The sequence below is a fragment of the Gilliamella apicola genome, assembly GCF_003202915.1.
Lineage (GTDB): Bacteria > Pseudomonadota > Gammaproteobacteria > Enterobacterales > Orbaceae > Gilliamella > Gilliamella apicola_Q.
On record NZ_QGLP01000004.1, the window covers coordinates 358303 to 380029 of the forward strand.

At 35.7% G+C, this 21727-nt stretch carries 20 protein-coding genes, 1 tRNA gene and 1 CRISPR repeat array; of the genes, 20 read left to right on the top strand and 1 reads right to left on the bottom strand.

Features of this window, described 5'->3' with window-relative positions; genetic code table 11:
• Positions 1 to 142: 142 nt before the first annotated feature.
• Positions 143 to 424, bottom strand: coding sequence for a helix-turn-helix domain-containing protein (locus DKK79_RS03175; RefSeq protein ID WP_110422807.1), 282 nt, complete (start codon positions 422 to 424; stop codon positions 143 to 145).
• A gap of 178 nt (positions 425 to 602) precedes the next feature.
• Here DKK79_RS03175 and DKK79_RS03180 point away from each other — a divergent pair, with 178 nt between their 5' ends.
• The 20 genes from DKK79_RS03180 to DKK79_RS03270 all read left to right on the top strand — a co-directional run bounded on the left by DKK79_RS03180 (position 603) and on the right by DKK79_RS03270 (position 21714).
• Positions 603 to 959 (top strand): DNA-binding protein, encoded by a 357-nt coding sequence (locus DKK79_RS03180; protein ID WP_110422808.1) that lies wholly within the window; start codon positions 603 to 605, stop codon positions 957 to 959.
• A gap of 63 nt (positions 960 to 1022) precedes the next feature.
• Positions 1023 to 1559 carry an RNA chaperone ProQ gene (gene proQ, locus DKK79_RS03185; RefSeq protein WP_110422809.1) on the top strand — a complete coding sequence of 179 codons (537 nt, stop codon included), beginning with the start codon at positions 1023 to 1025 and terminating at the stop codon, positions 1557 to 1559.
• Between the two features lie 21 nt (positions 1560 to 1580).
• Entirely contained in the window at positions 1581 to 3641 is a 2061-nt protein-coding gene (gene prc, locus DKK79_RS03190; RefSeq protein WP_375537968.1) for a carboxy terminal-processing peptidase, read from the top strand.
• A gap of 30 nt (positions 3642 to 3671) precedes the next feature.
• A complete protein-coding gene (gene cydH, locus DKK79_RS03195) occupies positions 3672 to 3761 on the top strand; it encodes a cytochrome bd-I oxidase subunit CydH (protein ID WP_110422811.1) in 90 nt (29 codons plus the stop codon).
• Positions 3762 to 3829: 68 nt separating this feature from the next.
• Positions 3830 to 3917: transfer RNA gene (locus DKK79_RS03200), tRNA-Ser, on the top strand.
• Between the two features lie 129 nt (positions 3918 to 4046).
• Positions 4047 to 4940 (top strand): 50S ribosomal protein L3 N(5)-glutamine methyltransferase, encoded by an 894-nt coding sequence (gene prmB / locus DKK79_RS03205; RefSeq protein ID WP_110422812.1) that lies wholly within the window; start codon positions 4047 to 4049, stop codon positions 4938 to 4940.
• Between the two features lie 35 nt (positions 4941 to 4975).
• On the top strand, positions 4976 to 6043 hold the full coding sequence (aroC, locus tag DKK79_RS03210; protein ID WP_110422813.1) for a chorismate synthase: 1068 nt from the start codon (positions 4976 to 4978) through the stop codon (positions 6041 to 6043).
• Between the two features lie 2 nt (positions 6044 to 6045).
• Positions 6046 to 6798, top strand: a complete 753-nt coding sequence (locus tag DKK79_RS03215; RefSeq protein ID WP_110422814.1) for a TSUP family transporter — start codon at positions 6046 to 6048, stop codon at positions 6796 to 6798.
• Positions 6799 to 7031: 233 nt separating this feature from the next.
• Positions 7032 to 7419: direct repeats of the CRISPR family, unit length 28 nt; unit sequence GCTTAACGCCGTGTAGGTGGTTTAGAAA.
• Between the two features lie 167 nt (positions 7420 to 7586).
• A complete protein-coding gene (cas1f, locus tag DKK79_RS03220; protein WP_110422815.1) occupies positions 7587 to 8540 on the top strand; it encodes a type I-F CRISPR-associated endonuclease Cas1f in 954 nt (317 codons plus the stop codon).
• Positions 8537 to 11860 (top strand): type I-F CRISPR-associated helicase Cas3f, encoded by a 3324-nt coding sequence (gene cas3f / locus DKK79_RS03225; protein WP_110422816.1) that lies wholly within the window; start codon positions 8537 to 8539, stop codon positions 11858 to 11860. Before cas1f ends, cas3f begins: the two co-directional genes overlap by 4 nt.
• 419 nt (positions 11861 to 12279) lie before the next feature.
• The gene (locus DKK79_RS03230) at positions 12280 to 12603 is read left to right on the top strand and encodes a hypothetical protein (protein ID WP_110422817.1); all 324 of its coding nucleotides are present in this window, start codon (positions 12280 to 12282) and stop codon (positions 12601 to 12603) included.
• Positions 12604 to 12671: 68 nt separating this feature from the next.
• Positions 12672 to 14051, top strand: a complete 1380-nt coding sequence (csy1, locus tag DKK79_RS03235) for a type I-F CRISPR-associated protein Csy1 (protein ID WP_110422818.1) — start codon at positions 12672 to 12674, stop codon at positions 14049 to 14051.
• The gene (gene csy2, locus DKK79_RS03240; RefSeq protein WP_110422819.1) at positions 14051 to 14968 is read left to right on the top strand and encodes a type I-F CRISPR-associated protein Csy2; all 918 of its coding nucleotides are present in this window, start codon (positions 14051 to 14053) and stop codon (positions 14966 to 14968) included. Before csy1 ends, csy2 begins: the two co-directional genes overlap by 1 nt.
• 35 nt (positions 14969 to 15003) lie before the next feature.
• A complete protein-coding gene (gene csy3 / locus DKK79_RS03245) occupies positions 15004 to 16017 on the top strand; it encodes a type I-F CRISPR-associated protein Csy3 (RefSeq protein WP_110422820.1) in 1014 nt (337 codons plus the stop codon).
• Between the two features lie 4 nt (positions 16018 to 16021).
• Positions 16022 to 16591, top strand: coding sequence for a type I-F CRISPR-associated endoribonuclease Cas6/Csy4 (gene cas6f, locus DKK79_RS03250; RefSeq protein ID WP_110422821.1), 570 nt, complete (start codon positions 16022 to 16024; stop codon positions 16589 to 16591).
• A 570-nt stretch (positions 16592 to 17161) separates the two neighbouring features.
• Complete coding sequence (locus DKK79_RS14430; RefSeq protein WP_181415215.1) at positions 17162 to 17437, top strand: hypothetical protein; 276 nt, start codon at positions 17162 to 17164, stop codon at positions 17435 to 17437.
• 301 nt (positions 17438 to 17738) lie between these two features.
• Positions 17739 to 17978: a hypothetical protein gene (locus DKK79_RS03255; protein ID WP_110422822.1), complete on the top strand. Its 240-nt coding sequence runs from the start codon at positions 17739 to 17741 to the stop codon at positions 17976 to 17978.
• Between the two features lie 348 nt (positions 17979 to 18326).
• Positions 18327 to 19775 (top strand): hypothetical protein, encoded by a 1449-nt coding sequence (locus DKK79_RS03260; RefSeq protein WP_110422823.1) that lies wholly within the window; start codon positions 18327 to 18329, stop codon positions 19773 to 19775.
• Between the two features lie 28 nt (positions 19776 to 19803).
• The gene (locus DKK79_RS03265) at positions 19804 to 20346 is read left to right on the top strand and encodes a hypothetical protein (protein WP_110422824.1); all 543 of its coding nucleotides are present in this window, start codon (positions 19804 to 19806) and stop codon (positions 20344 to 20346) included.
• A gap of 444 nt (positions 20347 to 20790) precedes the next feature.
• On the top strand, positions 20791 to 21714 hold the full coding sequence (locus DKK79_RS03270; RefSeq protein WP_110422825.1) for a LysR family transcriptional regulator: 924 nt from the start codon (positions 20791 to 20793) through the stop codon (positions 21712 to 21714).
• Positions 21715 to 21727 lie beyond the last annotated feature (13 nt).

A 21727-nucleotide genomic window follows, 5' to 3' on the forward strand; every position in this document is an offset into this window, starting at 1 on the left:
CTAACATAGGATTAATATTATTAAAGATAAGCAAATGAGATTAATACAAAAAAGATAACGAAAAATAACATATGGAAACAAAACATTAAGTTTCTAAATATTTCCATATGGTTATAAAAAATGTTAACTTGGTAATTTCTGATCAACTGTTTTTTGGTGGATTATCGGAAGTTTTTCGCAAAACTCGCTTAATTGGCTGTCTGGTCATCGAATTAATATAACGGCTTGGCCAAATTTGCGAAGGTTTTAAATTAAGCGCTTTGGCTATGATTGATTCTCCTTTTGTCCAAGGCCTGATAAGTGCATTACTAAGTGTTGAGGAACTCAAACCTGATTGGCGGGATAACTCTGCGAGAGTAGTTCCTTTCTTCTTTAATGCTGCAATGATATCTGCTTTGTGCCAGTCATTAGATTTTATTTCCATTTTTTTATTCCTTCTTATTTTATAACCTCGAATATCTATGTTATGCTTTCTAGTTATTAAAACTAGTAAGTTGATAAATTAACTTTAAATACCAATGGTAAGTAGTTTCTTATTATTGTATCAAAGTTTCTTTAATTTCTATAATTTTTTCTTGTTTATTAAGATTGGGATAATTAAAATGAAAGAGTGGTTCTCACCGAAAGAACTATTAAGTATTGCAGGGATGCCATCGACAACACAAGGTATAAATCGTAAAGCTAGAGCTGAAAAATGGATCTCACGTAAGCGTTCTGGTGTTCGGGGTAAAGCACTTGAATACCATATAAATAGTTTATCCATTGATGTTAAAAAAGCTTTATATCTCGAAGAGGAAAATGCAACTTATATCGTTGCCCCTATCGATCCACTACAGCTTTGGATAAATGCATTTGAACAATTATCTACAGAAGAACAAACAATTGTCAGTTCATGGCTAATGCGAAACGGTGTTAAAGACTTTATTTCTTTTATTAATAAACAGAAAAAAGATAGTTAGTGTTATTGTATAAGCTGAGATATACTTTAGCGTCAGAAAATTTTAGTATCTATGGAATATTCAATGGAAAATCAGTTTCAATTAACAAGTAGCAAAGACATTATTAATTATTTAGCCCAGCAGTTTCCCAATTGTTTTACCCTTGAAGGGGAGGCCAAACCTCTAAAAATTGGTATCTTTCAGGATATTATTGCTCATTTAGAAAATAGTGAAATATTAAGTAAAACCAAGCTTCGCATTGCACTTAGAACTTACACTATGAGTTGGCGTTATCTCTATAGTATAAAAGAAGGGGCTAATCGAGTTGATTTAAATGGTAACCCGACAGAAGTGATTACCAAAGAACAGACGGAACATGCGCAACAGCTACTAAAAGAGAGTAAACAACAAGCGAAAGAGCGAGCTAAATTAAAACGCAAAACGACCCCCAAACCTACTCGCAAACCTCGAGCTTTGAAAATCGGTGATTTTGTGAAAGTTAATGTTGGTAAAAAACCAATAAAAGGACAAATTATCACAATCGAGAAAGATCAAATCAAAGTTAAAGTTGGAACAGGAATGGAACTTACGGTCAAACCTGAGCACATTATTAATCGATAGAGAATTTATATGAATAATTTACTGAAAGGTTTTATTAAATTCGGTCTCCTTTTATGTATTATTAGTTCAGCTGTTCAAGCCAAAGCGCCAGACACTGAACAAATTCCCGTTTTAAAGCAAGATGAAATACATCAAGTCGTTGCTAAACGTGTAACTAACTTTTTTACCCAATCACATTACCGTGATTTTTCCTTAGATGGTGCATTTTCTGCTAAAATTTTCGATCGTTACTTCAAATTATTAGATGGAAACAAAAACATTTTTCTGCAAGATGATGTAAATAAATTTCGCATACACCAAGAGCAATTGGGTCAAGAATTAACTGATGGCGATTTGAAAACCGCATACGACATTTATAATCTCTTCTTACGAAAACGTTACGACCGATATCAATATGCACTTAACGTTTTACAGCGTCCTATGGATTTCACGACAAATGATGAAATAAATTTCAAACGAGAAGATATTGCTTGGCCAACAACTGAACAAGAACTCGATGACTATTGGGATAAACGCGTTAAATACGATGAATTAAATTTGGCGTTAACTGGTAAAAATGAAAACCAAATCCGTGAAGTATTAACCAAACGTTATAAACGTGTTTTAAAAACTATCGTGCAATCGAATAACGAAGATTGTTTCCAAGTCTTTATGAATGCGTTTGCTCGAGAAATTGATCCGCATACGAGTTATTTAGCACCACGTAAAAAACGCGATTTTGATTCAGAAATGAGTCTATCATTTGAAGGAATTGGTGCTACCCTTAGTCAACAAGATGACTATACCGTTATTATGTCGTTTGTAACCGGTGGTCCAGCTGAGAAAAGTAAGTTATTATCAGTTGGCGATAGAATCATTGGTGTAGGGCAAAGTAATTCTGCTATTGAAGATGTCATCGGTTGGCGTTTAGATGATATCGTTGATAAAATTCGTGGCCCTAAAAACACGGTAGTAAAATTAGAGATATTACCAGCTGGTAATAATAGCAAACCTAAAGTGATTGAAATCACGCGTGACAAAATTCACTTTGAAGACCGTGAAGCAAAATTAAAAGTTATCAATAATAGTCGTGGTAAAATAGGTGTTATTGAAATACCAAGCTTCTATATCGGGCTAAGCAAAAAAGTTAAATTATTATTAATGGAAGCCAACAGCAAAAAATTGCAAGGACTAGTTATTGATTTACGCGATAATGGTGGCGGTTCTTTAGCGGAAGTTATTGAGTTAACTGGATTGTTTATTGACACAGGTCCTGTAGTACAAGTGCGTGATAATTTACAAAAAGTCAACATTTATGACGACAAAAACAGAGGTATTGACTATACCGGCTCAATTGTCGTGATGATAAACCGTTATAGTGCCTCGGCATCAGAAATCTTTTCTGCAGCAATGCAAGATTATGGTCGTGCCGTTATTGTAGGTGAAACCACTTATGGTAAAGGAACCGTACAAACATCACGAAATATTTCATATCCAGTTGATGCACGCTTACACCCTAAATGGCCTGAACTTGGTGGAGCTCAATACACTGTCCAAAAATTTTACCGTATCAATGGCGGCAGTACTCAACTAAAAGGTGTGCAACCTGATATTGATATGACTAATAGCCAATATGTGGATGAAACTGGTGAACGCTTCCTCGATAATGCTATGCCGTGGGATAAAATTCCTTCTGCAGATTATGCAACTGTTGCCGATATTAAACCACTATTAGCTAACTTAAAAGCGCAACACCAAACAAGAATAGCCAAAAATCCTGAATTTAATTATATTGAGGAAGATATTAAGCAATATAATGGCAAAACAAGTGACAAATTTACTGTGTCATTAAACAAAAAAGAGCGGGAAACCGAACAGAAAGCTAATGAAGAACGTGATCTAAAACGCATGAATGAACGTTTAAGTCGAGCTGGTTTACCAGCAATTAAGAGCTTAAAAGATTTGCCTAAGGATTATAAACAGCCTGATGCTTTTCTTGATGAAGCGGTTGAAATTCTACTTGACCTAATACCAAATTATCCAAATATTGAAGCAAATAAAACCCTTGGTGGATTTATTTCTCTAGATAACGCAATAGAATAGCGGCAAAATCAAAAGTAAGGAGCAAATATTATGTGTACTAACTTAAAATATGCTTTAGCTATAACTGCGCTAGTTTTAACAGTAATTGGCGTGTTTGGTGCTATTGTTTATATGAATTAAGACTTGATTAATTAATTAGAGATAATTATAGTATGCACCCTGCTTCCAAAAAGCGGGTGCGAAATTAAGGTGAGGTGTCCGAGTGGTTGAAGGAGCACGCCTGGAAAGTGTGTATACGGCAACGTATCAAGGGTTCGAATCCCTTCCTCACCGCCATTAACATTCATTTAGTCATTGCAGTAAAGAACTTAAAGGTTCTCATCATTACCGACGGCATAGTTCCATAAAGTTAATGATCTGACGTGACGAGTAACCTCTTCTTCTCCTCGATCTTTCGGAGTTAATATGGAAAACTTACGCACTGTTCAAGATTATATACGCTGGACCACGTCGCAACTTAGTCAATCAGATATCTTTTTAGGGCATGGCACAGATAATCCTATTGATGAGGCTAAGCAACTCATCTTAGCTACCCTAGGCTTATCACTATTTATTCCTCCTGAGTTTTATGCCGCAAATTTGACAAACGATGAAAAACAACAATTAAACGAGATCATCAACAAACGAATTACTGATCGCATACCAACCCCATACTTAACCAATCAAGCATGGTTTTGTGGGCATTGCTTTTATGTTGATGAACGGGTATTAATTCCACGCTCACCAATAGGCGAACTGATTAACAATCAATTTAAAGATTTAATCGCTAATCCACCAAATAACATTTTAGATCTCTGTACTGGTAGTGGTTGTATTGGTATTGCGTGCGCCTATGCTTATCCTGAGGCACATGTTGATATTACTGATATATCATTAGAAGCCCTCGATGTTGCGCAAACCAATATTGAAATGCATGATATGCAATATCAAGTCACACCAATTTTATCGGATCTGTTTGATGGATTACCGGATAACAAATACGATCTAATCGTCACCAATCCGCCTTATGTCGATGATGAAGACATGAATGATCTTCCTGACGAATTTTTATATGAACCAAAATTAGCACTTGAAGCTGGATTTGATGGCTTAGATTTAGTAAAAAGAATTTTATATGATGCAAGTAACTATCTAACACCAGACGGTGTATTAGTTTGTGAAGTCGGCAACAGCTGGGTATCTTTACAAGAACAATATCCAGAAGTCCCTTTTAATTGGATAAACTTTGAGCATGGTGGGCTTGGTGTATTTTCACTAACTTATAATGACTTAATAGCTTATCAACACTGTTTTGAATAAATTAAATATAAAAATAAAAATCGGAATAAACAACTATGGCAGGAAATTCAATAGGTAAATTATTTAAAGTCACTACCTTCGGTGAATCACATGGCACGGCATTAGGATGCATTGTCGATGGTGTGCCACCAGGAATGAGTTTAACTGAATCCGATATGCAACATGATCTTGATCGCCGCCGTCCTGGTTCTTCTCGTTACACTACGCAACGTCGAGAAGCGGACCAAGTAAAAATCTTATCAGGGGTATTTGAAGGTATTACAACCGGCACCAGTATTGGATTGTTGATTGAAAATACCGACCAACGTTCACAAGATTACAGCAAAATAAAAGATATCTTTAGACCTAGTCACGCTGACTACACCTATCAAAAAAAATACGGTATTCGCGATTATCGAGGGGGTGGTCGATCATCGGCTCGAGAAACCGCTATGCGTGTAGCCGCAGGCGCTATTGCTAAAAAATATCTTTATGAAAAACTCGGCATCACCATTCGTGGTTATTTAGCGCAAATGGGAGATATCGAGTGCCAATTAAAAGATTGGCAACAAGTCGAGCAAAATCCCTTCTTCTGCCCAGATGAGGGTAAATTAGCAGCGCTGGATGAACTGCTAAGACAACTAAAAAAAGAGGGTGATTCAATTGGTGCTAAAGTCTGCATTGTGGCAGAAAATGTTCCGGTAGGTTTAGGAGAGCCCGTCTTTGATAAATTAGATGCTGATCTTGCCCATGCATTAATGAGCATTAATGCAGTAAAAGGGGTTGAAATTGGTGATGGTTTTGCTGCGGTTAATAAACGTGGTAGTGAAAATCGTGACGAAATAACCCCGCAAGGATTTTTATCAAATCATGCTGGTGGTATTTTGGGGGGAATTAGCTCGGGACAAACTATCATTAGCAGCATAGCATTAAAACCAACTCCAAGTATTGAAATTGCCGGCAAATCAATAGATATTAATGGCGAAAGCGTCGAAGTATCAACTCACGGCCGACACGATCCTTGTGTCGGTATTCGTGCTGTGCCTATTGCAGAAGCAATGGTCGCGATCGTATTAATGGATCATTATCTTCGCTATCGGGCCCAATGTAGTGATGTAAAATAATCATGAGTTACGAATTACTGGTTTTACTTTTTTTAATTGCGACGTTAGCAGGCTTTATTGATTCAATTGCTGGTGGCGGTGGACTATTAACAGTACCAGCACTGCTAGCTGTTGGTTTACCCCCAGCTAGCGCCTTAGCTACCAACAAATTACAAAGCTGTGGTGGATCGTTCTCAGCCAGCCTCTATTTTATTCGTCAGCGCATGGTTGACTTAAAACAGCAAAAATGGGCAATAGCCTGTGCTTTTATTGGTTCAGCATTCGGCACATTATCAGTCATGCACATCCAAGCTGACTTCTTAAAATTACTCTTACCAATTTTAACTATTAGCGTCGGACTCTACTTCCTACTATCACCAACCATAGGTGAAAACGACCGCAAAAGCCGCTTAACCATACTTCAATTTGCCATACTACCGGCATTGGTTATCGGATTCTATGATGGATTTTTCGGCCCTGGGGCAGGATCATTCTATGCAGTTGCCTACATTACCTTAGCCGGATTTAATCTCACCAAAGCCACTGCTCACACCAAGGTACTCAATTTTACCTCTAATTTAGCAGGCTTAATCTTCTTTATTGCTGGTGGTGAAGTTGTATGGTCAATCGGTCTTGTCATGCTAGTGGGGCAATTTATCGGTGCAAGATTAGGCGCCAAAATGGTTATCGCAAAAGGCCGAAAATTAATAAGACCAATGTTAATTACCGTCTCAACCATTATGAGCATCAAACTCATTTACGAAAACTTCTTCTAAAAGAATAAAAAAGTCTTAATTAACGAAAAACACGGTTTCTCAAAATTTTTTGAGAAACCGTGTTTTTGCTCTTCACAAAGTCTAGATTTTAAATAAATATTAACCCTTTTTTGCGGCTAAAATTAAATTATATAAAAATCAATAGGTTGAATGGGGGATCAAAAAAAGGGTTTTTTATAGCAAAATTGTCATTTACCTTTATTTGAACAATGATTATATTATATTGGTTTCTAGCTTAACGCCGTGTAGGTGGTTTAGAAACAGTTCGTTTAGTTTTTGCACTAATGTTTTTCGCTTAACGCCGTGTAGGTGGTTTAGAAAACCAAAAATATAGAAGTCAAAGAGGATAATTAGCTTAACGCCGTGTAGGTGGTTTAGAAATGTTGCAAATGCGAATAAAAAAAGATTGCCCCGCTTAACGCCGTGTAGGTGGTTTAGAAAATTCTCCAGAAAATACCAGTAATACGGCGTCGGCTTAACGCCGTGTAGGTGGTTTAGAAAATATCGGAATTTTTGAACGTCAACGCGGAGTGGCTTAACGCCGTGTAGGTGGTTTAGAAAATAGGCTTAAGCGGCTCACCTGTTCTTATTTCGCTTAACGCCGTGTAGGTGGTTTAGAAATTTCCAAAATTTCTTCATTGTGAAACCTCGTCGTTTAACGCCGTGTAGGCAGCAATATCATTTGTCCCTTCTTTTGGATAATTATAGTTATTTTGAAAAAGATCGTTTTTTGCACAAAACAATGTTATTTTATCACCATTATAAATTGAATTTATTTTCTAAATATCATGGATTTGATTCATTCGTCTGATCTTAAAACCATTTTACATTCCAAGCGTGCAAATATCTATTATTTGGAGCATTGTCGAGTTTTAGTCAATGGTGGTCGAGTTGAATATGTGACCGATCAAGGGCAGCAGTCATTATATTGGAATATTCCTATAGCTAATACTAGCTGTATTTTACTTGGTACAGGTACTTCATTAACTCAAGCTGCGGTGCGTGAACTTTCTCGAGCAGGAGTTATGATTGGCTTTTGTGGGGGAGGGGGAACGCCTCTATTTTCCTCGACAGAATCGGAATTTGCCTGCCAATTCTTTTCACCGCAAAGTGAATATCGTGCAACCGAATATCTGCAAAGTTGGTGTCAATTCTGGTTTGACGATAATCTCCGCCTACAAGCTGCGAAAAACCTTCAACAACAGCGACTCAAAATCATTCAGCAATGTTGGTCGAAATTTGATTGGCAAATTGACGATAAGCAACTCATTACGTTGTTAAACGATGCTGAAAAACAGTTCAATGATGCTACAACAAGTCAAGCATTGTTAGCCGCAGAAGGACGTATTAGTAAACGTCTTTATGGCATGGCAAATCAACTTACTTTACAAGATGATAATTTTAAACGGGAGCAAGGTTCACGCGGCAAGCATTATGATCCTGCTAACCAATTTTTAGATCATGGTAATTATTTAGCTTATGGATTAGGTGCAACAGCTTGTTGGGTATTAGGTTTACCACATGGTTTGGCTATATTACATGGTAAAACTAGGCGGGGAGGGCTGGTATTTGATGCTGCTGATATTATTAAAGATGGCATTGTGTTACCACAAGCTTTTATATCAGCTAAACAAGGTGATAGTGAAAAAGAGTTCCGACAAGCATGTATTTCTCAATTTGCTCAGTTAGGTGCACTGGATATGATTATTGATACATTGAAGCAGATAGCAGATAGAACATGAATATTTTACTGGTTAGCCAATGCAAGAAAAATGCATTGACTCAAACACGTCGTATTATCGATCAGTTTGCTGAACGTTGTGGTGAACGAACTTGGCAAACGCCGATGACTGCCGATGGTTTACAGACACTGTATAAATTATTACGTAAAACAGCGCGAAAAAATACTTCAGTTGCTTGTTACTGGACGCATGGAAAAAATCTAACCGATCTACTCTGGATTGTTGGCGATAAAAGTCAATTTAATCAACAAGGCCGAGTGCCAACTAATCGTACTAAGCGCAATATATTACGCAATGATAGTGAAAATAGTTGGCAATATGCCACATCTATCCAACTTATCGCAACCATTGCTGCGCTATTGCATGATTTGGGTAAGGCGACAGTCGGTTTTCAAGATAAATTACGTAAAAGTCGATCGGCAGGTGATCCGTATCGTCATGAATGGATTTCATTACAGTTATTCTTATTGATGATTCGTGATTGTAATACTAATCAAGAGGTTTTAACCCGTTTAGCTAATTTTGCCGATTATCAACAACTTAAACCAGATTGGTATCATGATCTTACTAGCACAGAGAATAATGACTTCTCTCAATTACCATTATTAGCCCAATGGATTGGCTGGTTAATTGTGTCACACCATCGTATGCCGTTTTTAAAAACTTCATTAGGAGGTGATAAAGATAAGAAGCTACTGAGAGATATGTTTCTATCTGGTCTAAAACTAAAAAGTTTTTTTAGCACTTTTACTGCTGTTGAAAACTGGGTTAGAAATAGTAATATTGAAGACAGCGCCGATTTTTGGCAACTTAAAAGTGATATAACCTTAAGCCAATCTTGGCTTAAAAAATTAAGTCGCTATGCAAACAAGGCAATTCATCACACTCCTTTAATGCAACTAACTAATGTTGATTCATTATTATTACATCTATCACGATTAAGCCTTATGGTTGCTGACCATAACTATTCCAGCATATCAATCAATGATGAAGAAGCAGAAAAAATTAAAGATATTCTTATCGCCAATACAAATAAAAGCCAGCACGCCAATCAACGATTAGATGATCATCTATTAGGTGTTGCTAATTTTGCCGCTCGTTTTGCTCGCTTGCTTCCTAAAATCAACACTGAATTACCAGCAATTAATCAGCATAAGCCATTTACGCAACGCACTATCATTAAACGCTTTCAATGGCAAAACCATGCTTTTGATCTAGCTAAAAGTTATCAACAATTAAGTGATGATAATGGCTTTTTTGGCGTCAATATGGCATCGACTGGCTGTGGTAAAACCTTAGCTAATGGGCGAATTATGTATGCATTATCAAATCCACAGCGAGGGGTACGATTTACGATTGCTTTAGGATTACGAGTATTAACCTTACAAACTGGTAAAGCGTTACGAGAAAGATTGCATTTAACTGATGAACATTTGGCTATTTTGGTTGGGGGTCGAGCAACAAAGACCCTATTTGAGTTAGAAAATCAGCCGCAAATTACTAAAAATGAAAATGAGATAAATCCCGAAACGCTTGGTTGTGAATCGACAGAATCATTAGTCGATGAATATATTGATGTGGCAGAGAGTGGTATTGCTGACTGTGAACTCGGTACCATTATCGAAAACAGTAAGGCTCGTCAATTAATCTATGCACCGATTGTGACATGTACCGTTGATCACTTAATGCAAGCTAGCGAATGTCTCAGAGGTGGCAAATATATTGCCCCTACCTTAAGGTTGCTTACCGCTGATTTAATCTTAGATGAACCGGATGATTTTGATCAGCGAGATTTACCTGCTTTGGCAAGGTTAGTTCATTTAGCCGGGCTTTATGGCAGTAAAGTGTTACTCTCATCAGCCACCTTAACGCCAGACCTTATTGCTGGTTTATTTGATGCTTATCAAGCCGGTCGAAAAATTTGGAATCAGAATACAGGAAGGTCTAATCAGGGGATTATTTGTGGATGGTTTGATGAATATCAGCAGTCAGTCGAACAAATAGCTGATACTGTTAATTTTAAACATCATCATACGAAGTTTATCAAAAAAAGAATAGATAAGTTGCAACAAGGGACAATTCGTCGTCGAGGACAAATTTTAGAATTATTAAATTATCCATTCAATAAAAAAGGAAATTCAGATCTAGGCTATGCTCTTTTGGCGCAACAGTTATTAGATCAAGCTTATCATTTTCATTTACAGCACCATCAACAAGATCCGCAAACCAACAAAAAAATTAGTGTCGGTTTAATGCGCTTTGCGCACATTGATGATGTGATGTCGCTCACTAAGCAAATCTACCAGCAAACTGAGTTACCGGCAAATGTTCAATTTCATCTGGTGGTTTATCATGCCAGACAACTGCTACTATTGCGCAGTCAATTAGAAGAGAAACTGGATAGAATTTTAAACCGTGGTGATGCTAATAAATTATTTGAACAACCTGAAATACGTGCAGCAATAAAAGACAGTGATAAACAACATCATATTTTTATCGTCATCGGCACACCGGTTACTGAAGTTGGGCGTGACCATGATTATGATTGGGCAATTGTTGAGCCATCTTCAATGCGGTCAATTATTCAGTTAGTAGGACGAGTTTGGCGGCATAGACCGGAAAAAATAGCCAAAAGTGCCAATGTGGCGATTCTAGGCAGTAATTTAGAAGCGATGAAACAAGGCAACAATTTAGGTGCTAATAGCGCTTGCTTTACTAAACCGGGTTTTGAGCAAAAACCATTATTTTTATTAAAAACCCATAAGACTGAACAACTGATAACGTCAGAACAATTAGCTAATATTAATGCAATTCCTCGTATTATAACTGATTCGCAAGCAGGCTTAACACTAGCAGAATTAGAACATAAGGTTATGGCAAATTTGTTTCCAATCAATGCGCGCAAAAGTAATTATGTTACCAGTTATTGGCAAACTGATTTGGCACATCATCATTGTGTTCATCTACAATTAATTTCGCCTTTCAGGTTGCAAGAGCAACCACAAGATGAGTATATTTGCCAACTTGATGACAATGGTGAATACCGATTTAGTTATGCCGAAATTGCTTGGCAAAAACCAAACGAACAATGTGAGGATACACAAAATTACAATTTTAAATATGATAATTGGCAATTTAGCAATCCACTGATACAGCCATGGCTTACCAATACCGTTGAGCAAGCGATTACTCAAATAGCAGAATATTTTCCAGATAAAAATCATTATCGGCTAGCTAATGAATTTTGTACTATTAATCTGAATAGCGAAACACGCTGGTGTTTTCATCCCTATTTTGGTTTTTATAAAGATAGAGGTTAAAAGGAGAGGTTATTTATTATTTTTTAGAAAAATTTTATATTTAAAAAAGGTATTTCCTCAACTATTTTTATAGAAAATAATCAGCTGAGTTATGTGTGCTAGTAATGTTAGAGTAATTACTCTATACTTATTTGCACTGCCGTATAGGTAGTTTAGAAAATATTACGGTTGAGTATAATCGTTAAACTATTAGCCGCCGCATAGGCGGTTTTTTTATATTTACTATAATAAAGACCATATTACGGTTAATATTATTGACATTTAATTATTTGGTATATATAGTAATTAAAGTTAGTAATTTATCTGTTAATAAATTATTAACAACCATAATTATTGAGTTTTTTTAACAAAAAAACCTCAGATGCTGGGAACAACTGAGGTTTGAATTTTATTAACCCATAGACGGAGAAAATAAAAGTATGTATAAGAATAAAACCTTGACTTTACAATGTCAAATTACAATTGACCAATTTGTATTAAATAAATTACAAAAATTTGTAATTGATAAACAAGCTGCAAATGATGAAGTTATTCTAAGTTTAGCATCAAATTCTAATTATTATTCAGTAAAAGATATTATGAAAATACTTAATATCTCAACTAGAAAAGAAGTTGAATTATTGATTAAAAACTTAGCGCTCAATCAATCAAAATATAGACATTTAAACACTAATAATCAATGGCTATATAATAATGAAGCACTTAATATATTAAAGTTATATTTAATTTATAAAGTAGCATAAAAATAAAAGGCTTATACTTAATTGTATAAGCCTTTTTGTTTAGTATTTGGAATATATAAGGAGGGCCAATGAATAATATTTCTTGGCAAGATATAAGAAAGGTGATTGTCGACTTTCTTCAGCAACGGCTTGCTAATAACAGCAGTTATAAAAGTGAACTGACCAAATTAGAAAAAGCCAAACAGGCAGGCGATCAAAATGCTGTTAATGAATCTCAACAGAAGATGTCAGAACTGAGTAAAAGATTTGATTTTGAAAATTGGATGGAAGATGCTGCAACGCGTAGATTGTTTTGGATATCCATTTGTCACCACTCTTCTAAAGCCATTCATTCTTCAAGTTTAGGTGATAATGTTAACAATTTTACAATTGTCAAACCAAATGAACAGCAATATGTATCTTCATCAACACCAACACATTTAGTAGCTGATAGTTCAGGAAATGCTGCCGGTCTAGACATATTTTCTCTATTGAATCAATGTATTAATGGAGATAAAACATTATTAGAATTAATTATTGACGATCATCCAGCTGTACTAAAAGCGCTATCTGATGATGAACAGAAAGCAGCAATCTATTTAGCCAATTTTAAGAAAGTTATTTTTAATGATTTTGAAAAACCGAAAGCTGACGAACTTAATAAGCAACTTTATTGGCCGAATAGTGAAGAGAGTTATTTGTCACAACAAGAAGATAATTATCGTTTGCTTGTTCCTCTGCATCCCACATCTTTGTGTAATGTAGTCTATCAAAAAGTACAAACCCGTTTTTCCGAAGAAAATAAAAAAGCTCGTGAACAACGGCGCTTGAAAGAAGCCGAACATCAGCCCTATTTTACTTTTCATGAGCTTGCGGTGGTTAAACTTGGGGGGAGTAATCCACAAGGGGTAAGTCAATTAACCAGTAATCAAGGCGGTCGTAATTTTTTATTACCTTCAATGCCACCTAAATTCGAGCGCTCTCAATTTCCGTCAATTGGTCAAAAAAAAGAAAGTGTATTTGACAATTCCTTACAGTATTTCTGCCGATTTGGTTTTCGCTTACTGTTCGATATGGTCGCTGCACCCAAAAATGTAGTTGAAGAGCGGGATAATCGAAAAGATGCCTTTGCGGTTATTTTAACTTTATTGCTTAAATTTGCTCGGAATATACAAACTTCCATGCCGGCAGGTTGGAGTCGTGATTATTCGTTGCTGATGTCACAAAAACTTTGGCTTGATCCTAATCGGGCCGAACTTGAAGATGAAGAAAACTTTAAACATCAGTATGAGCAAGGTAATTGGGTTGTTGAATTAGAAAAGGATTTTGCTTTTTGGATTAAAAATGCCTTAATAGAAAAATTCGACAATACTAAAAAACAATTCTCTGATGCTGAATCTCAAGAGTGGCGTCGCGAATTTCGCGAAGCAGTAAAAGCCAGTCAACGTAGGAAGGAGGGGATCTTCTAATGGCAGATTTAACATTCTATCTCTTTTTTGATCATGTCAAAATTCATAATGCCAATGCCATCTCCAGTCCATTAACTTATGGTTTTCCGGCTATCTCGGGATTTTTAGGGGCGATTCATGCTTTAAATCGAAAAATTGAGTCGGATCATCCTATCTATCTGGATGGTGTATTAATCGCTTGTCATGATTGTGATGTACAAGTTTATCGACCTAATAATTATGCGGATTATACATTTCGACTTACCCGCAATCCGTTAGCTAAAAATGGTGATACTCGTTCAATTATTGAAGAAGGTCGAGTTCATCTTGATGTCTCATTGCTAGTAGAGGTGAAAATAGACGATATGGAAACCTTATACAATACTGAGCAACAACAATCATTTATTAAGCAGATGAAGCAAAAACTTTATCAGCAACGTATTGCCGGTGGTCAGGTTATATCAATTGAAAATGTCTCATTACTTTCTTCAGATGAGTCAGATGAATCCTTATCAAAACTTTTATTACCAGCATTTGTTTTAGTAGAAGCACAGCAAGAGTTACAGGAAATCACCGCCGAGCTACAACAAAAAGATCCGAATGCTACTGCACTTGACGCGTTAGTTGAAACTGCCATGTTGCATCATCATCCGCAAGAAAAAGAGCATTGGCAAACCACATCGGTCAAGCAGGGACGAGGTTGGTTAGTACCGATACCCCTTGGTTATCAAGCTATTTCACCACTGTTTGACGCAGGAATGGTTGAACATGCCCGTAGTAATGAGCATCCAACGCAATTTGTCGAATGTATTTATGGATTAGGTAAGTGGGTATTTCCACTAAGGTTACAAGAAAATTTATCACAAGCATTTTGGCGTTATAAATGCAGCGAACTGCAATCGAATGACGCAGATATTTATATTATTAATCAAGATTAATTAAACAAGTTTAGCATTGAAAAAAGGAATGAATTATGAGTAAAGATAAAATCACCACCGCATCAGTATTAGCCTTTGAACGTAGTTTTGATATTTCTGATGCCATTTTTGCCCAGCAAAATAGCCATGATGACCAAAAATTAACACCAGTTTTATTATCTGAAAAATCTGTTCGCGGTACCATTTCGAATCGGCTTAAAAATGCTTTAGCAAATGATCCAGCTAAATTAGATGCGGAAATTCAAAAAGCTAATTTACAAACAGTTGATGTGGCAGCGCTTGATGCCGATAAAGATACCTTAGTGGTTAAATGGAGCTGTAAAGTACTACCTTTCTTAGGTTCGCCATCAGTCTGTAATGATATTGATTACCAAGAAGAGTTAACCAAAACGACTCAAAGCTATATTAAGGCTGAAGGGTTGCAAGCACTAGCTAAACGTTATGCTATCAATATATTAAATGGCCGTTGGTTATGGCGTAATCGTATGGTTGCCGAACAAATCAGTATTAGCATTACTCGTAAAAAAGATGACAAAATAGCAACGATTGAAGTGAGTGATGTTAAGCAATATCAATTAAATTCATTTGATTATGATGACAAATCGGTAAATGACCTCGCTGCTCTGATTGAGGCAGGCTTATTAGGCAAAGAGTTTGTTATTTTCGATATTCAAGCCAAATTAAAAATGGGATTGGGGCAAGAGGTCTATCCATCACAAGAATTGATTTTGGATACTGGTAAAGAAAAAAGTAAAGTCCTGTATGAAAAAAATGGTCAGGCAGCAATGCACTCGCAAAAAATCAGCAATGCCATTCGAACCATTGACACTTGGTATGCTGAAAACGCCGAGTTTCCGATTGCCATTGAACCTTATGGTGCAGTTACCACTATGGGACATGCTTTTAGACAACCTAAACAAAAACAGGATTTTTATACCTTATTTGATAATTGGGTACTCAAAGGTGAAAAACCAACGCTTGAACAACAACATTATGTTATCGCTGTTTTGATTCGTGGTGGTGTATTTGGTGCTAGTGGTAAGGAGTAATATTATGCTTACTCACTATTTTGAACTACGGGCAATTCCACAACTGGAGATAACTGAAACTGAAGTGATTAATCAAGTTATGCAATCACTGCATCAGGTATTAGTTAACCATCAAGGCAATATTGCGGTTAGCTTTCCTTGTTATAATGTACAGCGAACATTAGGCGGAATTATCCGGTTATTTGGCGATGAAGCGCAGTTACAACAATTTAGAACTGCCTTACTACAGCAAACTGTAATTAATGATTACACCTTAGCCCTGCCAATAGCATCTGTACCGACAAGTGTTAAAGGTTATTTACGGTTAATTCGTGTTAATCCTAAAGGACAAAGTGCTTTAAGACGAGCCGAAAAACGTTTAACCGCACAAGGTAAATGGTCAGCCGAGGTAAAAAGCAAAATGGTTGAAAAATGGGGTAGCGTTCATTTGAACTATCCACACCTTCATTTTGCTAGCAAAAGCACAGGGCAACATTTTATTATGTGGCTGAAACAACAAAAATATGCAACACCTGTGCAAGGTACATTTAATAGTTACGGACTCAGCAAAACTGCTACTGTTCCTGATTTTTAAATTGATTGACCCTTTTTTTAAGACGCTTTTTAACTTATTGATTATTAATAATATTAAAACCAGTCCAAAAAAAGGGTCAAAATCATAAAAGTTAGTAAAAATTCTTTTACAATAAAGAAAAAAAACAAAAAAGTTCTAGTTAAATGCCGTGTAGGTAGTTTAGAAAAGTGTTCCGATTAATTGTTCGAAGTTTTTGCTGTTAAATGCCGTGTAGGTAGTTTAGAAAGAGCGAAAAATTTACGTCAATCAACCGATACCGTTAAATGCCGTGTAGGCAGTATGTCGTTTCTCAAGGAATTGAGAAACGATATTTTTTAATGCTAAACTCTCTTGCAAAACTACCAATGGTGATTTTAAAAATATAATCCCATTAATTGTAAATTGAAAATTTCTATTCTTTTAAACGAGGTAGCATTCCATTTTGGATGGTTTAACATATCCAGATTCTTTGATTTTTATCTAGATTACTATCAAAAATATGATCTTTTATCCTTATTGGTAGTATGATTTTTCACCAATAAACCGCTATTACTTTTACTTGAAAGTTTACATATCTTAACAACTTTTTTTATGCAACGTTTGCCAGAATTAACTAATTTCTCTATAATCAAACGGCAATTCGTTTTCAAATTCTTTAATATAAAACAAAAAGATACAAGACAAAAAGCTAAAAAAATGTTAAAATACAGTTGTTTAATGGCCAGCCAGCCAGCCAGCCAGCCAGCCAGCCAGCCAGCCAGCCAGCCAGCCAGCCAGCCAGCCAGCCAGCCAGCCAGCCAGCCAGCCAGCCAGCCAGCCAGCCAGCCAGCCAGCCAGCCAGCCAGCCAGCCAGCCAGCCAGCCATAGTTTAGACTTATCTAGCCTTAATAAACTATTAGTTTTATTTGCTAGTAAATTTTGTCAATTAAATTTCCGAATAATATTATCGTTTTGTAACAAGACAAATCATCTCTTAAAACTAACAACGATCGTTAATTCCACTAAAATTAGCCAACGAATAAAAACAATAACATGTTGTTTAGCTCGACTTATTCAGTTAATTTTCATTTATTTTTATAATTTTATTATTATAAATCATGTCAATGCATTAATTTTCTTCAGATCCGCTACTAAAAAAATAATCGCGGATCATTCTCTTAACATCAATGTGGCTAATGATGTTTTATCACCTTTAGCGCCTATCACTAAATTAGTCGGTTCTGATTTAACTTACCATAATGGTCAAAAAAGGCATAAGTTGCTTAATGCGGGTAGCGAAATTATAGCGTTGCAAGTTTTTTTAGCCATGCAGCACTTTATAGAGGTAATTACTTTGCAAATAGCAACAGCTGTTATCGGACATATTCCAACAACAATTTGTTGGAGTGACATAGATAGTTTTAGGTAGATAACAATGGAGGAAATATGAACACATGCTGAATTTAAGTGCACAAAAAATCTGATTAATGTGTGGACCTATTATGTAAAAAAATATCGAGTATTGGATCACGGTTGTAACAAAATGAGTTTGTTGATTCGAATTTAAGTCGTGATGTTAATAAATAACCTGATTGTCACTATTTTAATCTAACTAGCCAGTGTTAGCGACTTAAGTAAAGTTGCTAGGAAGTCAAAGAAGTGAATGCAAGGCTATAGTCCGCAGTGAGACGTTGCAAACGGCGAGTGGCGGACGTCGGATCTGTTGATTAAAAAATGCGCTATGGTATAAAATTAAAACAATTAAAAAATAAGATTTATGAAAAGATTAAAAAATGCTTTATTGTTTTCGGTTAGTACAATACAAATGAATTCAATCATACTGATTTTATTAAGTTTATGTTCTTTAAGTATTAGTCCAAAAAGTCAGGCGTTAATAACCCATACGGTAAATGTTATTTATGCTAATAAGCCGAAGGTTGTCAATATAGAAGCCGCTGCGAAAAAACAGGGTTTTACTATAAATGGTGTTTTTTATAGTGCCAACACCAATAATCTAAACGATATCCAAATCAACCAATTTGATGGTAATTTGAAAATTAATGATTTTATCATTAAAAACTATACTATAAATGATTTAGATATGACTTCTAATTATGATGATAGCGATGAAGATGGCATCAACTATCGCACCCCATTTTCTGTAGAACCAACGACTTATAGTTGGGTTGATAATAATGGTGTAATAATTGACGGTAACGACCGTGCGCGAATTATTGGTTGTAATAGTGGTTTCTCGATGCCACTCTATTTAACTATTTCCACTAAAGTGAAGACCTATTCCGAATATGGTACTCCTAATGAAAGTGAATATGCTGATATTACCCAAAGATATAAAATTATGGCTAGACCAGAAATTTGTTATGCCAAACCTTATCAAATGGAGGTGTCTCCTAAATTAGTTTGGGGCAGTGTTAAACAAAAAATTGATAATGGCGCCATAGATTGTAATTTAATGGAAGCTGATAGTGGTTCAGGTTCAATTGCAGGATGGAACAATAATAATGGCAGAAAAAGAGATCCTTCCTGTGGTGGTGGTTATAATGCTCAGGTTTTTGATCCAATTTACGGATTCAAAGCTTCTGCTGTGCCGCATTTCCCAACCACAGGATTTTCTGGTGCCAAATTTCAATTAATAATGACAGGTAATCAGAACGATTTTAATTACGATTTAACTCAAAATCCCAATAATAGCGTAACTATTGATAATCAAGGTTATGTCACATTAGTTAATAAACCGACAGGGCCGGTAACGATCAAAGCAACCTTTAAACATGATAATCAAATTGCAGAAAAACTGTATTCCTTTAATTTAACCGGTATTTGGGCTAATCCACAAGGAGACGGATTGTACACTTATCAGCAAATCACGAATCTGTGTGGCGGCGAATCGAAAATACCATCTCGTGCGGAAATGTCAAATTCACCTAATGCCCCGTTATCATGGACCGCAATGCCTTATGTTTGGGATGCTTTCACTCGTGATATTGGTAGTGGACTTTTAAGTGAGTGGGGCATGACAATCAAGGAAAATTATCCAGAATCGAATTGGTTTAAAGATTATTATTGGTTTTATTCCAGAGATAAGTTTCTTGGTCCTTATGGAACCAATAACCATTTATCCGATAGGTTCGCTATTGATGCTTGGATAGGGCAAATAGCAGTGTGGGCAAAAGAAGCCAATTTACGAGCGGTATGCTTACAATAGTACATATGATTAATAACAAGATATATAAATGAATTTTAGTGAAAAATTGGTCGCGCAATCAAAATTTAAAGGTATATTATTATTCAACGATGGTGTATTTTTACGCGCCTATAATGAAGGCGTTTATATTTTAACTGAACTTCTCGGTTATAATTTTAAAGTTAACGCAATGCAATTAAAAAAATATAATTATCGTTGGGTGGTGACGTGTGCTTTTCCATTAAATAAATTAAATGTACGACTACCGAATGCTGAGTTGACAGAATTTGGTAGTCGTTATAATTATGCTTATGATGTTAAAGATTATAGCCGATGGTTTGCGCAATGTTGCCATAATGAAAACCACGCAACGTCAGTATCACCAAAAATGGATAAACAGTATACATCAGAAAAATCGGTTAATAATTGCCGGGCGATAAAGTGTTCAGATGGTGTCTATCTAAAATTAAATCAAAAACAAGTCAATTATCTTTTAAATTGGCAACAAGGTTATTACTCAAGCGAGATTGATACAAAATTTATCCAGAGCTTAAAAAAAATATTATTAACAAATTATGATCCTAACGATTGAAGTTCCATGGTTTTTGATGACCTAATTTTTAACGTAAATCCTTTTTTCTAATCAATAAAAGAGCTCGACTATTTGAGCCATTTTTTAAAGGAGAAATTAACTAATATCAAAAAAACAATAGAGTGAAAATCAGACACAGCAAACAAATGCAAGGTTTGCTATTTATGTCAATATATTCATTAAAAGGTCATCGGTAAATTTTGTTTCGGTTATCAGTATAACTGTTGTAATTTTTATTTCATCTATAATACTTTCGTTAGATGGTATAGATGCTTCAATTATTTTTACAAAAAAACGCCATTAATCGATGTTAGAAAGTGGTCAATTTAGCAATCGATAACTTTCACCAAGAAATCGTATTTGCCTTTTTCTGTACAATCCTCGATACAATGTTTATAGTGACTTATATTCTGCATTAACATGATTTTAATCACTTAAATTATTATGAAGCTTCAACAACTACGTTATATTTTAGAAATTGCCCGTTCAGGTTCGATTAATGAAGCCGCAAAGAATCTTTATATTACCCAACCTAGCCTTTCAACGGCGGTTAAGGATCTTGAAACCGAATTTGGAATAGAGATTTTTGTTCGAACATCGAAAGGCGTTTCACTTTCGGCTGATGGTGTGGAATTTTTGGGTTATGCTAAGCAGGTTCTAGATCAAGCTCAATTGTTGGAGCAACATTTTTCCAAAAAAGAGCCATCTAAACAGTTATGTAGTATTTCAACGCAACACTATGCGTTTGCGGTTAACGCCTTTGTTAACTTAATCAAGAAGAACCACACTGATGAATATGAGTTTACCCTTCGCGAAACACGAACTTACGACATTATAACTGATGTGGCCAATTTGCGTAGTGAAGTGGGCATTTTGTATCTCACCGATTTTAATCAAAAGGTGATTTTACGCTTGCTTAAAGAGCATCGACTCACGTTTAATCCTTTATTTGAAGCCGATCCGCATGTGTTTATCAGTACTCATCATCCTCTAGCTGCGATGAAGTCGTTAACGCTCGAGGATTTAGAGGATTTTCCTTATCTCTCTTTTGAGCAGGGTGAATATAACTCTTTTTATTTTTCCGAAGAGATTTTAAGTACTGTCTACCATAAGAAAAGTATTCATGTGAGTGATAGAGCAACGTTGTTTAATTTGTTGCATGGTTTAAATGGTTATACAATTAGTACCGGCGTACTAAGCACTGATTTGAATGGTTCGGATATTTTGTCGATTCCTTTAGCGGTAAATGAGAAGATTTTAATTGGTTGGATAACCTCGCAAAAAGCACAATTAAGTGTATCTGCGCAGAATTATATTGAAGCATTAAAAAAACTTATCCAAGAAGAGTATGGTTTTAAGCTTAAATAAGTGTTTAGAATTA